Here is a 14,981-nt window from a genome sequence, read left to right as displayed (position 1 = left end):
CATGAGCTTTGCCGATATCTGGTTGTTCCTGCAGCAGGGGGTGCTGTCGGGACTGGTGACGGGCAGCGTGTACGCGCTGCTGGCGGTCGCCGTCGTCATTATCTTCAAGACCACCGACGTGCCCAATTTCGCCCAGGGCGAGATCTTCATGGTCGGGGGCTACATTGCCCTGTTCCTGACCCTGGTGATGGGCTGGCCCTACCTGGTCGTGATTCCGGTCACGCTGCTGGTGGTGGCGGCGGTCTCCGGTCTGTTCCAGCGCGTCGTGATGGAGCGCGTCATCGCCTCCAAGGGCGTGGGCGTGCAGATGGTGATCGCCACGCTGGGCCTGGCCTACGCCCTGAAGGGGCTGGTGCGCCAGACCGGCCTGGGCGACACGCCGCGCTCGCTGCCGCCGCTGGCGCCCACCGACGCCATCATCATCGGCGACGCCGTGCTGACGCAGCTGGACCTGGTGATCTTCGCCGTGGCCGTGGGCGTGATGCTGCTGCTGTACGTGATGTTCACCTATACCCGCGTGGGCAAGGCCATGCGCGCCGTCGGCATGAACCCCAAGGCCGCGCGCCTGGTGGGCGTGAACCTGACGCGCATCCGCATGATGGTGTGGGCGTTGTCCGGGCTGATCTCGGCCGTGGCCGCGCTGCTCATCACGCCCAAGATCCTGATCACGCCGGACATCGGCCATATCGCGATCCTGGCCTACGCGGCCGCCATCGTCGGCGGCATCACCAGCCTGCCCGGCGCGGTGGTCGGCGGCTTCGTGATCGGCGTGGCCGAGAACCTGGTGGGCCTGTTCATTTCGACCAACGCCATCGTGGTGGCGCCCTTCGTCGCCATCATGGTGGTGCTGCTGCTGCGTCCGCAAGGCCTGCTGGGCGGCAAACTGCAGGTGAAAAAAGTATGAAATCCAAGACCGACCGCGCCCTGCTGGCGCTGATGGCCGTGGTGCTGGCGGCCCTGCCGTTCGTGGCCAGCGGCTATGTGATCTACGTCGTCAACCTGCTGATGGTGTTCGTGGTGCTGGCCCTGGGCCTGCACATCGTCATCGGCGAGACCGGACAGTTCGCGCTGTCGCACGCCGCGTTCTACGGCGTCGGCATCTATACGGCGGGGCTGATCAACAACCTCTGGCATCCGCCCTTCTTCGTGTCGATCGTGGCCGGCGGGCTGCTGGCCGCGCTGCTGGGCTACGTCATCGGCGCCCTGGCGCTGCGCATGCGCGACATCTACCTGGCGCTGTCGACCTTCGCCTTCGGCGAGGCCATGCAGTGGGTGTTCCTGAACTGGCAGTCGGTGACCAATGGCTCGAACGGCTTCCGCATTTCGCCGGCCACGCTGTTCGGCTATGAACTGGTGTCCGACATCAAGGCCTATCCCTTCGTGGTCGCAATCGCCGCGCTGCTGCTGTGGGCCACCGTGGCGCTGTCGCGCTCGCAGCTGGGCTCGGCCCTGCGCGCCGTGCGCGAAAGCGACGTGGCGGCGCAGGCCATGGGCGTGAACGTCAACGCCATCAAGCGCACTGCCTTCACGCTGTCGGCCGCCTACGCCGGCATCGCCGGCGGCATGTACACCACCTTCGCCTCGTTCATCCACCCGGAAAGCCTGGGCTTCCAGACCACCATCCTGATCCTGACCATGGTGGTGGTGGGCGGCATCGGCTCGGTGCGCGGCGCCATCGCCGGCGCGATCGGCTTCGGCCTGATCTCGGAGCTGCTGCGCCAGGCGCTGTCGTTCCAGGAAATCATCTACGGCGTGATCCTGATGGGCTTCATGATGTTCGCGCCCAAGGGCCTTTTCGCCAGCCGCGAGGCCCGCCGCCGCGCGCCGCCGCCGGCCGCCCCGCTGCCCGCGCGCCGCGACGCCCAGGGCGCCGCCGCCAAACCCTCGCAAAGGAGCGCGGCATGAGCGCCCAACCCTACCTCGACGTCCAGGGACTGACGGTGAAGTTCGGCGGCCTGACCGCCATCAACGGCCTGTCGATGCAGGTCGAGCGCGGCCGCATCCATGCGCTGATCGGTCCCAACGGCGCCGGCAAGTCCACCACCTTCAACTGCGTCTCGCGCTACTACCGGCCGACGCAGGGCCGCATCGTCTTCGACGGCGTCGACATCACGAAGAAAAAGCCGCACGAGATGGCCGCGCTGGGCGTGGCCCGCACCTTCCAGAACCTGGAGCTGTTCAGCGCCCTGAGCGTGCGCGAGAACGCGCTGTTGGGCACCTATGCGCACGGCGCCAACACGGCCTCGCGCCTGCTGCGTCCGGCCAACGCCGAGGCGCGTGAACGCGTCGAGCATCTGCTTGAACGCGTCGGCCTGGCCGACTTCCTCGACACGCCCGCGTGCAGCCTGGACTTCGGCCGCCAGAAGATGCTGGAGCTGGCGCGCGCGCTGGCCATCTCGCCCAAGCTGCTGTTGCTGGACGAGCCCGCCGCCGGCCTGCGCAACCGCGAGATCGAGACGCTCGACCACATCCTCACCGAACTGTGCGAACGCGACGGCATCACGGTGCTGCTGGTCGAGCACGTGATGCAGCTGGTGATGTCGATCTCCGATCGCATCACCGTCATGTCGTTCGGCGAGAAGATCGCCGAAGGCACGCCCGCGGAGGTGCGCAGCAACCCCCGCGTCATCGAAGCCTATCTGGGCAAGGGAGCCGCCGGTGGCTGAGAACCTGCTTGAAGTCGAATCGGTCAGCGCCGCCTACGGCAACATCCGCGCCCTGCAGGACGTGTCGCTGAAAGTGCCGCAAGGCGCCATCGTCGCGCTGCTGGGCGCCAACGGCGCCGGCAAGTCCACCACGCTCAACGTGATCTCGCGGCTGGTGACGCCCACCGCGGGCAGCGTGCGCTTTGCCGGCGAGGCCATCCATCGCCAGCCGGCCGACGCCATCGTCAGCCGCGGCATCGTGCAGGTGCCGGAAGGCCGCGAGATCTTCCGCGAGATGAGTGTGCGCGAGAACCTGGAAATGGGCGCCTACCTGCGCCAGGACCGCCAGGCGGTCAAGGCCGACCTGGACATGGTCTGCGACACCTTCCCGCGGCTGCGCGAGCGCTTCGAGCAGAAGGCCGCCACGCTGTCGGGCGGCGAACAGCAGATGCTGGCCACCGGCCGCGCCATGATGGCGCGCCCGCGCATGATCCTGCTGGACGAGCCGTCCATGGGCCTGTCGCCGCTGGTGGTGGAACAGATCTTCGACATCGTGCTGCGCCTGAACCGCGAACAGGGCATCACCATCCTGCTGGTGGAACAGAACGTGAAGCTGGCGCTGTCGGTGTCCAGCTATGCCTACATCCTGGAAAACGGCGAGATCGCGCTGGAAGGCGAATCGGCCGCGCTGGCCAGCGACGAAGGCGTGCAGCGCGCCTACCTGGGCGGCTAGGGCCTGTTCACGCTAAAGGGAGAAAACCATGGGCATGATGCAAGACAAGCGAGTCCTCGTCACCGGCGCCGGGCGCGGCCTGGGCGCCACCATCGCGCAGGGCTTCGCCCGCGAAGGCGCCACCGTGATCGTGGCCGATCTCGACCCCGCGCTGGCCCGCGCCAGCGCCCAGGCCATCGCGGCCGCGGGCGGCCGCGCCATCGACGCGGCGCTGGACGTGACCGATGCGCAGGCGGTGCGCGCCTTCGCCGTCGAATGCGAAGCACGCCACGGCGCCATCGACGTGCTGGTCAACAACGCCGGCATCTCGGCGCGGGCGCCGTTCGACGATCCGCAGACGCCGCAGATCTGGGAGCGCGTGATGAACGTGAACCTGCAAGGCACCTTCAACGTCACCCACGCCTTCGTCGAACAGCTCAAGGCCAGCCGCGGCGCCATCGTCAACCTGTGCTCGATCGTGGCGTACGGCTGCGGCATCTCGACCGCCGGCTACGTGGTGTCCAAGGGCGGCGTGCGCTCGTTCACCGAAGTGCTGGCGCGCGACCTGGCGCCGCATGGCGTGCGCGTCAACGCCGTCGCTCCCGGCCTGATGGAAACCGAGATGACCGCCGGCCAGCGCGCCCAGGCCAACGGCACCGACTGGTACCTGCGGCGCGCGCCGATGGCGCGGGCCGGACGCGCCGACGAGATCGTCGGCCCCGTGCTGTTCCTGGCCTCGGACATGGCCAGCTACGTCAATGGCGTGGTGCTGCCGGTGGACGGCGGCTACCTGGCCGTATAGGAATCGATATGGAACCCCTCAATTCTCTTGGCACCGCGCTGGTGACCGGCGGCGCCAGCGGCATGGGCCTGGCGATCGTCGAACGGCTGGCGCGCGACGGCTTTCGCGTCGTCATGGCCGACCGCAACGCGGCCCTGGCCGATAAGGAAACCCAGGCGTTGCGCGCGCAAGGGCTGGACGTCGACTACCACGTGGTCGACCTGGCCGACGAACACGCCACCCGCGCCCTGGTGCGCGAGCTGGCGCCGCTGGCGGCGCTGGTCAACAATGCCGGCCTGTTCGACGAGCGCAAGTTCTTCGACGTCACCAGCGACGACTACCGCCGCATGTACGACGTCAACCTGCTGGCCGTCGCCACCCTGACACAGGAAGCCGCGCGCGACATGGCGGCCGGCGGCAAGATCGTCAACATCGCGTCGCGCGCCTACCTGGGCGCCCGCAACCATCCGCATTACGTGGCCTCGAAGGCCGCGCTGGTGGGCTACACCCGCGCCTCGGCCATGGAGCTGGCGCCGCGCGGCATCCTGGTCAACGCCATCGCCCCCGGGCTGATCGACACGCCGCTGCTGCGCAACCTGAGCGCCGAGCGCCTGGCGGCCCAGCTGGCGCTGCAGCCCACGGGCCGCGCCGGCCAGCCGCAAGACGTGGCCAACGCGGTGTCGTTCCTGGCCTCGCCGCAAATGGACTTCATTACCGGCCAGGTGATTTTCGTGGACGGCGGCAAATCGCTGGGCGGGTCGGGAGCATAGGCAGCATGGACAGCATCAAGTGGGACAAGGAAGTCGACGCGCTCGTGGTCGGCTCGGGCGCGGGCGGCATGAGCGCCGCGCTGACCGCCAGCGTGGCGGGCCTGGACGTATTGCTCATCGAGAAGACCGACCGTGTCGGCGGCTCGACCGCCATTTCCGGCGGTGCGCTGTGGATTCCGTTGAACGCCCAGACCGAGGCCGCCGGCCATCCGGACAGCTTCGACAAGGTCTGGACCTATCTGCAGGAAACCGTCGGCGCCGCGGCCTCCGACGAGATGAAGCGCGCCTATCTCGAGGCCGGCCCGCGCATGATGGATGACCTGGTGCAGCGCGGCTTCCTGCAGGTGGCCGCGCGCACCGCGTCGCCCGACTATTACCCCGACCTGCCCGGCGCCGCCATGGGCGGCCGTTCGCTCGACCCGGTGGAATTCGACGGCCGCAAGCTGGGCCGCCATTTCAAGACGCTGCGCGATCCGCTCAAGGAATTCACGGTGCTGGGCGGCATGATGGTCACCATCACCGACGTGCGCCACCTGCTGCGCGCCACCCGCGCGTTCGCCTCCTGGCGCCACGCCATGAAGCTGGTTCTGCGCTATGGCGCGGACCGCCTGCGCGGCTACCATCGCGGCACCCGCCTGCTGCTGGGCAACGCGCTGGCCGCGCAGCTGTTCCACGCCATGCTTGCGCGCAAGGTGCCTTACTGGCTCGACACGCCGGCGCTGGCGCTGCTGCGCGACGCCGACGGCGCGGTGCTGGGCGCCGCCGTCGAACATGAAGGCCGGCGCATGAACATCCGCGCCCGCCGCGGCGTGGTGATGGCCACCGGCGGCTTTCCGTGGGACTCGACGCGCCGCCGCCAGACCTATCCCCACCCCACCGACGACTGGTCGATGTCGCCGCGCGACAATACCGGCGACGGCATCCGCCTGGCCGAGGACGCCGGCGCGGCGCTGGGCCAGGGCCATTCCAGCCCCGCTTTCTGGGCGCCGGTCTCGATCCTGGAGCAAGCCGGCGGCAAGCGCCTGCACTATCCGCACCTGGTGTGGGACCGCGCCAAGCCCGGCCTCATCGCCGTCAACGGCGCGGGCCGCCGCTTCGTCAACGAATCGACCTCGTATCACGCCTTCGTGCAGGCCATGTACCGCAGCCACGAACAGGCGCCGACGATGCCCGCCTTCCTGCTGTGCGACCAGCGCTTCATCGACACCTGGGGCCTGGGCCTGGCGCTGCCCGGCGGCCGCCCGCGCCAGCACCTGATCGACGCCGGCTACCTGCTGCAGGCGCCGACGCTGGAAGCGCTGGCGCAAAAGCTGGGCGTGCCGGCGGACGCGCTGCACGCCACCGTGGCGCGCTACAACGAGCACGCGGCGCAGGGCCTGGACCCCGACTTCGGCAAGGGCGGCACCGCCTACAACCGCTATCTCGGCGACCCGGAGCACCAACCCAACCCCTGCCTGGCTCCGCTCGGCGCCGGCCCCTACTACGCGGTCAAGGTCTATGCCGGCGACATCGGCACGGCCTGCGGCATCGCCGCCAATGGCAACGCACAGGCCGTGGACGCGAACGGCCAGGCCATCCCCGGCCTCTACGTGGCCGGCAACGACATGCATTCGGTCATGGGCGGCGCCTACCCCGCGCCCGGCATCACGCTCGGACCCGCGCTGACTTTCGGCTGGGTCGCTGGACAACACCTCGCCCGTGGCCAACACTGACGCACCACCCCGACTAGGACTCCCATGAAGATCTATTTCTCGCCCGCCTCGCCTTTCGTGCGCAAATGCATGGTCATCGCCCACGAGCTGGGACTGGCCGACCGCATCGAAAAGCTGCCCAGCGCCGCCGGCCCCGTGGCCCGCGACCAGACCATCATTCCCGACAACCCGCTGGGCCAGGTGCCGACGCTGATCACCGACGACGGCCAGCGCCTGTTCGACAGCCGCGTCATCTGCGAATACCTCAACGACCTGGGCAAGGGCGCGCTGTTCCCCGCCGGCGCCGCGCGCTGGGGCGCGCTGGCCGAGCAGTCGCTGGGCGACGGCATGCTGGGCGCCGCGCTGCTGGCGCGCTACGAAACCGTGCTGCGCCCCGAGCCGCTGCGCTGGGACGGCTGGTACGAAGGCCAGATGGGCAAGGTGCGCGACGGCCTCGCGCTGCTCGAAAAGACCGCCGCCAGCCTGGAAGGCCGCCTCGACATCGGCACCATCACCGTCGGCTGCGCCCTGGGCTACCTGGATTTCCGCTATCCCGATTTCGACTGGCGCGCCGGCCACCCCGCCGTCGCTGCCTGGTTCAAGGCGTTCAACCAGCGTCCGTCAATGCAGGCCACGCTGCCGCACGCCTGACTCGGCTCGGTTTTGGGCCGGCGCCACGCCGGGAGATCCCGCCGGGCTCCTGGCCGGGCACCGGCCTTGTACGGCGCCCCCCTTGGGCTCGCCGCTCGCCCCTGGCCTTGGCCAGGGGCTTTTTTATTGATCGCGAAATAGCCTCATCCGATCATCCGGGTTTTTCAGAAAGATATCGGGGCGATCAACACTCGATTCATTGAAACTTATTGCTGCGTTCTTTCCAACTTACAGCATGACCCATCAGTTTCAGACTGAGTGAAGGGCGAATATGGCACTCACCACTGTCATACATATTGATTTCACGATGCCCGATCGGTAACCATGTTGATCAAGCAGCGGCGGACCAATGCGCTCATTGCCGCTGGATCAGATCAATCGTTTTGCTGTAAGCGTTGCACCGTCGATTCATGAGCAAGCCTGTTCCAAAATTTCCCACCAGCGGCATCTATCCCTGGGTCAAGCAATACATCCAATCACTGCCGACACTGCATGGCAAAGTTGCTCTTGATATCCCGTGCGGCGATGGTCGTGCAACCGCCGTTTTGCGCGAGTCCGGGGCCGACGTACTTGCCTACGATCTATTTCCAGAGAGTTTTCTACTGGATGGCCAAGCCCAATTCGCGGATTTGGCCGAACGCCTGCCTCTTCCTGACGACTCGATCGATATCGTTGTATGCCAGGAAGGCATCGAGCATCTGCCGAATCAATTGCTTGCCTTGCAGGAATTCCACCGTGTGCTGAAGCCCGGCGGCACGCTGGTAATCACGACGCCCAATATTTCCAATTTGGTCGGCAGATTGGCCAACTTGGTGTTTGAGTCCCAACTGCTGCGTGATACACCGTATGCCGCCGAAGAATCCGCCTGGCGCATGGAACATACCGGGCCCGGCGGGGCCTCCCAAGCGCGGACATACTACGGCCACATATTCCTGGCAGGCGTCCAACGCCTGCGCACGCTACATCGCTTGGCCGGCTTCACTGACATTCGCGAACTGCCGACACACAAGAGCACCTCTTCCCTGCTGCTGATTCCATTTTTGCTTCCCATCATTGTTGTGCTCAATCTCAAATCCATGTGGAGAGCACGAGGAAGGTTGCGAAATAACCCCATCCTCTGGGCGGAAAAAAAAGCGCAGTTCCGAACCAACCTTTCACGTCCGACATTATTCAACCGAAATCTCTTTTTGGTGAGCCAGAAAAGTCCTTCGGTATGCGTTGAGTCAGCTTGACTGCACAGGCGGATTCGAATCACGTGCCTTTCCTTACAGATTGAAATGCCGGCGGCGGTGGCACCGTCTATATTGAACTTTCGAGATACTGGCCGGACCAACCTGTAACCTCATTGCACCGGGAGCCCACGCATGAACGTGACCGCCGTCTCCCCCATCGCCCGCGTCGCCGCGCCGTATGCCGCGCGGATTCCGCTGCTGGACGATACCCGCCCCGCCTGGGAAACCGAATGGGCCGCCCGCAACGCCGCCACGCGCCAGGCGCAACGCAGCGCGCAGGCACAGACCGTCTGGCAGGCCCAGCGCATCGCCCGCATTGCCCCGGCGCAGGCCGACGACGCGGCTACCAGCCGCGTCGTCACCAACACGCCATCCCAAGCGGTTGCCCTCGCGGCCGCCGCGCCCGCCGCCATCAATGTCGACCAGTTGCGCGACCTGTACGCCGACGCACGCCTGCGCCGCGCCATCGACGAATTCTCGGCGCGTCCGGATCGGGTGGCGCTGCGCGCCGACAGCGCCAACGACCTCGGCACCATCGAGGGTCTGACGCCGCTGCAACCCTACCGCGTGGCCATGGGCAATCCGCAAGTGCAGGAATTGCAGACCGCCGTGGCCACGAAGGCTGCCGGCCTTGGGATCCCCAAGGTGGAGAACATCGGCGCCACCGAGAACCTGACCGACCAAGCCCGCTACCGGCCCAATGCGCGCACTTGATTGAACCGCGCAGGCGCAACCCGCGCTAGGCCCCCCCGCGCGCGACACGAAGGGCTCGTGTAGAAACGCCTCACGTGCGCCGCTGCGCCGATCCAGGCAAAAAAAAGCCGCCCACACGGGCGGCTTAGCACTTGCCGGACACCGACATCCGATCAGTGGAAGAACTCGGCGATCATCGTCGCGCCCAGGAAGGTGCCGGCGTTAGCCGCCAGCGACACCACCACGATCTTCCAGCCCAACTTGCGGAAGGCCGGCAGGTCCTTCAGGATCGACAGGCCGGCCATCGCCAGGATCACCGTGGTGAACGGCAGGAAGTTGACCTTGTTGACCGCGGCGATGATCTGGTCCGAATACGGCACCACGCCGGGGCAGCCCACGGTCATGGCGATCAGCGACAGCACCGCCACGGCGGGCAGCTTGGGCACCACGCGCAGCAGCAGGTCGGCGATCACGACCAGCAGGATGATGATGAGCATGCCGGGCAGCGCGTCCAGGATCGGCACCTTGTAGCCGAACTGGTTGCCGACCAGCGCGAACAGGCCGCACACGGCATAGGCCGTCAGGCGATCGCCGAAGCCCATCTTCACGGCATGCGACGGCGCCTCGGCGGCGGCCGTAGTGTCGGCGGCGGTTTCGGCCTTGGCGCGCGAGAAGCGGCCCAGCACCGGTTCCAGCTTGCCGTACAGGAAGATGGTCGTCGGCAGCGAGATGAACAGCGTGAAGTACACGCCCACCACCGTGGTCAGCAGGTTGGCGGCGGCGGCCAGCGCGGCCACCTGGTGCGCCACTTCCGGCGTCTGCTGCGAGGCGATGGCGCCCACGCCCGCGGCCATCATGCTGCCCGAGCCCACGCCGGCGCCCATGGCGAGCGAACGCGGATCGAAGATGTTCAGGCTGGTGATGAAGCCGGCCATCAGCGCCACGAACAGCGCGCCGATCACGGTGCCGGTAATGTACTCGGCCATCACGCCGCGGCCTTCGGGCGAATTCATGCCGTAGCGCTCGCCGATGATCGCCAGGCTGGGCTCGCGGCCCACCGAGAACGTCGCGCCGATGGCTTCGCGCTTGATGCCCAGCAGCAGCGCCAGCGGCAGGCCGATGGCCATGGTGCCGAAGAAGTGGCCGAACTCCTGGAACACCAGGGCCCAGCCGGCCTCGCGCACCTGCGGCAGCGAACCGCCGACCATCAGGCCCAGCTTGGCCAGGAACGGCAGCAGCGCGTATTGCAGATAGCCGCTGATGCGGGTCTGCATGGCGGTGTCGATGCCGGCGCCGGCCGGCATGCGCTGGCCGACGGCGGCCACGACCGCGCCGATGAAGATGGCCCAGAGCATGGGCTGCAGAACGATCTTGCCCGGACCCACCGCGAAGGTGGCGCTGCCGATCGCTTCGGACACGAGCACCACCAGCAAGATGGCGACAAGCATGCGGATGCGGCTCGATAGCGGCATGGCGGGCATGGCCAGGCTGGCGCCGGCATGAGACATCGGATTCCCCTGATTTACGTGAATAGGTATTGGAGCGGCCCGATCGGCACATCCACGGCGGTCGCCCCCGGCTGGAGGACCAGTACGGGGCGGCTCGCGGCGCGAGCGGGCGGCAGCGGCGATTTTCGCCCGGGGGCCGGCGCGCCAACCATGACACCGCCGGGGCTATTGTGTTGCGTAAAATGCAACGGATGCCCCTAGACAGGGAATTTTTTGCAAGAACCAGCAATATATCAGGGTAAACCCTTTATTTGTTGCAGACCAAACCGACGCCTTTGCGCCACGGAGTGACCCCCATGGACGAAAAACTCGACGCCCGCCGCACCCATTACTTCATGCAGGTCATGAGCCGGGGCTCGGTGCGCGGCGCCGCCGAAGTGCTGAACATGGACCCGTCCGCCGTCAGCCGCGCCATCGCGGCGCTGGAGCGCGACTGCGGCATGGCCCTGTTCGAGCGGCGCGGCCGCGGCGTGGTGCCGACCGACGCCGGCCACATCCTGGCGCGCTACGTGAAGCGCCAGCAGAACATCCAGGAGAGCTTCTTCTCGGAAATCGACAGCCTGCGCAAGGCGGAGCGCGGCCACATCGACCTGGTGCTGGGCGAAGGCTTCGTCGAGCTGATGTTCGACCGGGTGCTGCCCGGCTACTGGCGCAACCATCCCGAGGTGACGCTGGACATCGACGTGGCCCGCACCTCAGAGATCGTGCAGCGCATCGTCGACGACCTGGCCTACATCGGGCTGGTGTTCCAGCCGCCCAACGACGCCCGGCTGCGCACGCACTACTCGCGGCCCGAGCCGATCCGCGCCATCGTGCGCCAGGAACATCCACTGACGCGCCTGCAACGCCCGCTGCTGCTGACCGACCTGGTCGAGTATCCCGGCGCCTCGATGCAGGAAGGCTTCGGCGTGCGCCAGCACATCCAGGCCGCCGAGATCAGCGAACAGGTGCGGCTGCGCAACGTGCTGACCACCTCGTCGTTCAAGGCGCTGTGGCAGTTCGCCGCCACCGGCATCGGCTACGCCCTGACGCCGCCCATCGCCGTCACCGCCGACATGGCCGCGATGCGCCTGGCCAGCCTGCCGCTGGCCAACCCGATCCTCAACCAGGGCAGCCTGCACGTGCTCAGCCGCGCCGGCCGCCACATCTCGCCGGCCGCGCGCGAACTGCTGGACCACATCGTGCGCGGCATCGGCACGCCCGCCGATGCCATCTGATACGGTCGCCTGGCGCGAATCTGCATCTGCCCCGCCCGCGCCGGGGCGGCTACAGTGGCCCCATCCCCTGTCAGGAGACCTTCCCGATGCTCAGCTTCCTGCGCACGGTCAAATCCGTCCTGTGGGGCTTTTTCGGCGTGCGCCGCGGCCGTGGCTACGACGCCGACATCGCCCACAACAAACCCGCCCCGCTGATCCTCACCGGCCTGTTGATGGCCGCCTGCCTGGTCGTGATCCTGGTGCTGGTGGCGCGCTGGGCGGTCAACGCCGCGCTGTAGGCCGCCTCGCGATCCGCGGCGACGCCATGGCGTCAATGGGCGGATCGCATGCGGGCGTCGCCGCGGGACGGCACGCTAGGGCAGCGCCAGCGCCGACATTTCCGTCAGCAGCTGCCCGAACGCCCGCACCGCCGGCGCCTGCTGTTCCGTCTGGCGGGAAATCAACCTGAAGTCGGCATGCGTCAATGGCGGCAGGCCGTAGCGGCCGTCGATCACATCCATGCCTGGCCGCACGTCTTCCTGCGGCAGCGCCGTCACCGCCAACCCCGCCAGCACCGCCGCACGCAGGCCCTCCTGGCTGGGCGAGGTGAATGCCACGCGCCATTCCAGGCCGGCCGCCTGCAGCGCGTCCACGCCCACCAGGCGATGCACGCAAGGCGACGGCGCGAAGGCCAGCGGTATGGGTTCGTCACCAGGAAAATCGAATGAATGCGCGGCCGCCCACACGAAGCGCGTGCGCCGCAGCATCGCGCCGCGCTCGGGCTCGCTGGGCAGCGACATCACCACCGCCAGGTCCAGCGCATCCGCCTCGACCTGGGTGCGCAGGTCCAGGTAGCTGCCGACCACCACATCCAGGCGCACGGCCGGAAACGCGCGCGCGAACCGCGCCAGCAGCAGCGGCAGGCGTTCGCCCATGAAATTCTCGGGCACGCCCAGGCGCACCGCCCCCGCCACCGCTGACCGCTGGAAACGCCGCGCCAGCGCGTCCTGCGCCCGCAGCACCTGCTCGGCGTAGCGCAGGAAGTCCTCGCCGTCCTCGGTCAGCGCCAGGCTGCGGGTGGTGCGCGCCAGCAGCGCGGTGCCGGCCTGCGCTTCCAGGCGCCGGATCTGGTGGCTGACGGCCGACTGGCTCAGGTGCAGCCGTTCGGCGGCGCGGGTGAAGCCGCCGGCCTCCTTGACCGCGACGTAAGTGCGCAACAAGGCGGTATCGAAGTCCATGGCGTCAACTCATGATGAAAATTAATGAATTCAGCGAAATTAAATCATTTCCATCATTTTTAACAGACTCCCAGAATGGCGATCAGCGGTGGACGCCATCCGCCGGCATGCCGCCCATATCGCCCCAAGCGCCTTGGCCACGGACGGCCTCTCATCACCCCGATCCCTCGCGAGAATCCCGATGTCGCTTTCGATAGCGCAAAAAAACACTTTCACGCTGGCCGCTGTCTGCCTGGCCGCCCTGATGTTCGGCCTGGAGATTTCCAGCGTGCCGGTGATCCTGCCCACGCTGGAACAGGCGCTGCGCAGCGGCTTCCAGGAACTGCAATGGATCATGAACGCCTACACCATCGCCTGCACCACGGTGCTGATGGCCGCGGGCACGCTGGCCGACCGCTACGGCCGCAAGCGCCTGCTGCTGGCCAGCCTGGCGGTGTTCGGCCTGACCTCGCTGGTGTGCGGCTGGGCGCAGGACACCGGCGTGCTGATCGCGGGCCGCGCCCTGCAGGGCCTGTCCGGCGGCGCCATGCTGATCTGCCAGGTGGCGGTGCTGTCGCACCGCTTCCAGGACGGCGCCGCGCGCGGCCGGGCCTTCGGCGCGTGGGGCATCGCCTTTGGCGTCGGCCTGGGATTCGGCCCGGTCATCGGCTCGGCCATCGTCGCGGTATCGAGCTGGCAATGGGTGTTCCTGGCGCATGGCCCGCTGGCGCTGGTGGCGCTGGGGCTGACCTGGAAGGGCGTGGACGAATCGCGCGATCCGCGCCAGCGCAAGCTGGACCTGGCCGGCATCGTCTCGCTGTCGCTGGCGGTGTTCGGCCTGGCCTGGTTCATCACCCAGGGTCCGGCGGCGGGCTTTGCCAGCCCGGCGGCGCTCGCCAGCCTGAGCGCGGCCGTCGTGGCGCTGATCGTCTTCGTGATCGCCGAACGCCGCTGCGCCGACCCGATGTTCGACTTCGCGGTCTTTCGCATCCGCCGCTTCTCGGGCGCGCTGCTGGCGTCGGCCGCCATGAACTTCAGCTTCTGGCCTTTCATGATCTACCTGCCGCTGTATTTCCAGAACGGCCTGGGCTATGGCGGCCTGGGCACCGGCCTGTCGCTGCTGGCCTACACCCTGCCGACCCTGGTGGCGCCGCCGCTGGGCGAAAGGCTGGCGCTGCGCTACCGCCCCGACACGGTGATCCCCGCCGGCCTGTTCGCCATCTGCCTGGGCTTCGCGCTGATGAAATGGGGCAGCGGCGTCGCGCAGGCCAGCTGGCTGACGATGCTGCCCGGCTGCCTGCTGGCCGGCACCGGCCTGGGCCTGATCAATACGCCCGTGACCAACACCACCACGGGCGCGGTGCCCGCCGACCGCGCCGGCATGGCCTCGGGCATCGACATCAGCGTGCGCATGATCAGCCTGTCCATCAATATCGCGCTGATGGGATTCCTGCTGGTCGAAAGCGTCCTGGCGTCATTGCGCCGCCATTGGACCGACGCGCCCGCCGATGCCGCGTTGCGCCCATTGGCCGAAGCGCTGTCGGCGGGCAACCTCGGCGATGGCGCCGCCACGCTGCCGCCGGACGTGGCCCGGCTCGCGCTGGCGCAGGGCTTCGGCGATGTGATGCTGTACGGCGCGGCGGCCGTCGGCCTGCTGGCGCTGGCCAGCCTGGCGGCTTTTCGCGGCGCCCATCCGCGTCACCGGATCGCCCCCGGATCCGGCGACTGACACGCGCGGCACGGGCGCTCGCCCCAGGGCATACGCTTATTACCAGAATGACTTAGACGCTCGAAGCGGCTGCCTGTTACGGTTATGAATCCCCCAGTCCCCGCCCACGGCGGGCCACGCTTCCTGGGACCAGACCGAGAAGACCTCAAGGGCAGT

The 14,981-nt window shown here is 67.8% G+C and carries 15 protein-coding genes; 13 read left to right on the top strand and 2 right to left on the bottom strand.

Going from position 1 to position 14,981, the window contains the following annotated elements; genetic code table 11:
- Position 1 precedes the first annotated feature (1 nt).
- The 10 genes from I6I07_RS09725 (at position 2) to I6I07_RS09680 (ending at position 9,196) form a co-directional block, all read left to right on the top strand.
- A complete protein-coding gene (locus I6I07_RS09725; protein WP_198486475.1) occupies positions 2 to 904 on the top strand; it encodes a branched-chain amino acid ABC transporter permease in 903 nt (300 codons plus the stop codon).
- A complete protein-coding gene (locus I6I07_RS09720) occupies positions 901 to 1,905 on the top strand; it encodes a branched-chain amino acid ABC transporter permease (RefSeq protein WP_198486474.1) in 1,005 nt (334 codons plus the stop codon). The genes I6I07_RS09725 and I6I07_RS09720 overlap by 4 nt, the downstream gene beginning before the upstream one ends.
- Positions 1,902 to 2,666 carry an ABC transporter ATP-binding protein gene (locus tag I6I07_RS09715; protein ID WP_198486473.1) on the top strand — a complete coding sequence of 255 codons (765 nt, stop codon included), beginning with the start codon at positions 1,902 to 1,904 and terminating at the stop codon, positions 2,664 to 2,666. The genes I6I07_RS09720 and I6I07_RS09715 overlap by 4 nt, the downstream gene beginning before the upstream one ends.
- Before the next feature lie 4 nt (positions 2,667 to 2,670).
- Positions 2,671 to 3,378: an ABC transporter ATP-binding protein gene (locus I6I07_RS09710; protein WP_332840440.1), complete on the top strand. Its 708-nt coding sequence runs from the start codon at positions 2,671 to 2,673 to the stop codon at positions 3,376 to 3,378.
- Between the two features lie 28 nt (positions 3,379 to 3,406).
- Entirely contained in the window at positions 3,407 to 4,159 is a 753-nt protein-coding gene (locus I6I07_RS09705; protein WP_198486472.1) for an SDR family NAD(P)-dependent oxidoreductase, read from the top strand.
- 8 nt (positions 4,160 to 4,167) lie between these two features.
- Positions 4,168 to 4,908 carry an SDR family NAD(P)-dependent oxidoreductase gene (locus I6I07_RS09700; RefSeq protein WP_198486471.1) on the top strand — a complete coding sequence of 247 codons (741 nt, stop codon included), beginning with the start codon at positions 4,168 to 4,170 and terminating at the stop codon, positions 4,906 to 4,908.
- A gap of 5 nt (positions 4,909 to 4,913) precedes the next feature.
- Complete coding sequence (locus tag I6I07_RS09695) at positions 4,914 to 6,620, top strand: FAD-dependent oxidoreductase (RefSeq protein ID WP_198486470.1); 1,707 nt, start codon at positions 4,914 to 4,916, stop codon at positions 6,618 to 6,620.
- A gap of 24 nt (positions 6,621 to 6,644) precedes the next feature.
- Positions 6,645 to 7,250, top strand: coding sequence for a glutathione S-transferase (locus I6I07_RS09690; protein WP_006391678.1), 606 nt, complete (start codon positions 6,645 to 6,647; stop codon positions 7,248 to 7,250).
- A gap of 410 nt (positions 7,251 to 7,660) precedes the next feature.
- Positions 7,661 to 8,482 (top strand): class I SAM-dependent methyltransferase, encoded by an 822-nt coding sequence (locus I6I07_RS09685; protein ID WP_198486469.1) that lies wholly within the window; start codon positions 7,661 to 7,663, stop codon positions 8,480 to 8,482.
- Between the two features lie 132 nt (positions 8,483 to 8,614).
- Positions 8,615 to 9,196: a hypothetical protein gene (locus tag I6I07_RS09680; RefSeq protein ID WP_198486468.1), complete on the top strand. Its 582-nt coding sequence runs from the start codon at positions 8,615 to 8,617 to the stop codon at positions 9,194 to 9,196.
- Positions 9,197 to 9,348: 152 nt separating this feature from the next.
- Here I6I07_RS09680 and I6I07_RS09675 read toward each other — a convergent pair whose 3' ends face one another.
- Positions 9,349 to 10,683 (bottom strand): DUF3100 domain-containing protein, encoded by a 1,335-nt coding sequence (locus tag I6I07_RS09675; protein WP_198486467.1) that lies wholly within the window; start codon positions 10,681 to 10,683, stop codon positions 9,349 to 9,351.
- A gap of 296 nt (positions 10,684 to 10,979) precedes the next feature.
- Here I6I07_RS09675 and I6I07_RS09670 point away from each other — a divergent pair, with 296 nt between their 5' ends.
- The gene (locus tag I6I07_RS09670) at positions 10,980 to 11,900 is read left to right on the top strand and encodes a LysR family transcriptional regulator (protein ID WP_198486466.1); all 921 of its coding nucleotides are present in this window, start codon (positions 10,980 to 10,982) and stop codon (positions 11,898 to 11,900) included.
- Positions 11,901 to 11,986: 86 nt separating this feature from the next.
- Positions 11,987 to 12,178: a DUF2970 domain-containing protein gene (locus I6I07_RS09665; protein WP_006390012.1), complete on the top strand. Its 192-nt coding sequence runs from the start codon at positions 11,987 to 11,989 to the stop codon at positions 12,176 to 12,178.
- A 75-nt stretch (positions 12,179 to 12,253) separates the two neighbouring features.
- Here I6I07_RS09665 and I6I07_RS09660 read toward each other — a convergent pair whose 3' ends face one another.
- On the bottom strand, positions 12,254 to 13,117 hold the full coding sequence (locus I6I07_RS09660) for a LysR substrate-binding domain-containing protein (RefSeq protein WP_198486465.1): 864 nt from the start codon (positions 13,115 to 13,117) through the stop codon (positions 12,254 to 12,256).
- Between the two features lie 181 nt (positions 13,118 to 13,298).
- On the opposite strand from I6I07_RS09660, the gene I6I07_RS09655 reads away from it, so the two are divergent.
- A complete protein-coding gene (locus I6I07_RS09655; RefSeq protein ID WP_198486464.1) occupies positions 13,299 to 14,825 on the top strand; it encodes an MFS transporter in 1,527 nt (508 codons plus the stop codon).
- Positions 14,826 to 14,981 lie beyond the last annotated feature (156 nt).

This window comes from Achromobacter deleyi (genome assembly GCF_016127315.1).
GTDB lineage: Bacteria > Pseudomonadota > Gammaproteobacteria > Burkholderiales > Burkholderiaceae_B > Achromobacter > Achromobacter insuavis_A.
Note: the sequence above shows the minus strand (reverse complement) of the source record. Positions and strands in the feature narration are given on the sequence as shown.

Bases quoted from the DNA above. Each gene is read 5' to 3' on its own strand.
- I6I07_RS09660 (WP_198486465.1), bottom strand. From the start codon at position 13,117: ATGGACTTCGATACCGCCTTGTTGCGCACTTACGTCGCGGTCAAGGAG.
- I6I07_RS09655 (WP_198486464.1), top strand. From the start codon at position 13,299: ATGTCGCTTTCGATAGCGCAAAAAAACACTTTCACGCTGGCCGCTGTC.
- I6I07_RS09695 (WP_198486470.1), top strand. From the start codon at position 4,914: ATGGACAGCATCAAGTGGGACAAGGAAGTCGACGCGCTCGTGGTCGGC.
- I6I07_RS09715 (WP_198486473.1), top strand. From the start codon at position 1,902: ATGAGCGCCCAACCCTACCTCGACGTCCAGGGACTGACGGTGAAGTTC.
- I6I07_RS09725 (WP_198486475.1), top strand. From the start codon at position 2: ATGAGCTTTGCCGATATCTGGTTGTTCCTGCAGCAGGGGGTGCTGTCG.
- I6I07_RS09685 (WP_198486469.1), top strand. From the start codon at position 7,661: ATGAGCAAGCCTGTTCCAAAATTTCCCACCAGCGGCATCTATCCCTGG.
- I6I07_RS09670 (WP_198486466.1), top strand. From the start codon at position 10,980: ATGGACGAAAAACTCGACGCCCGCCGCACCCATTACTTCATGCAGGTC.
- I6I07_RS09680 (WP_198486468.1), top strand. From the start codon at position 8,615: ATGAACGTGACCGCCGTCTCCCCCATCGCCCGCGTCGCCGCGCCGTAT.
- I6I07_RS09720 (WP_198486474.1), top strand. From the start codon at position 901: ATGAAATCCAAGACCGACCGCGCCCTGCTGGCGCTGATGGCCGTGGTG.
- I6I07_RS09675 (WP_198486467.1), bottom strand. From the start codon at position 10,683: ATGTCTCATGCCGGCGCCAGCCTGGCCATGCCCGCCATGCCGCTATCG.
- I6I07_RS09705 (WP_198486472.1), top strand. From the start codon at position 3,407: ATGGGCATGATGCAAGACAAGCGAGTCCTCGTCACCGGCGCCGGGCGC.
- I6I07_RS09700 (WP_198486471.1), top strand. From the start codon at position 4,168: ATGGAACCCCTCAATTCTCTTGGCACCGCGCTGGTGACCGGCGGCGCC.
- I6I07_RS09690 (WP_006391678.1), top strand. From the start codon at position 6,645: ATGAAGATCTATTTCTCGCCCGCCTCGCCTTTCGTGCGCAAATGCATG.
- I6I07_RS09665 (WP_006390012.1), top strand. From the start codon at position 11,987: ATGCTCAGCTTCCTGCGCACGGTCAAATCCGTCCTGTGGGGCTTTTTC.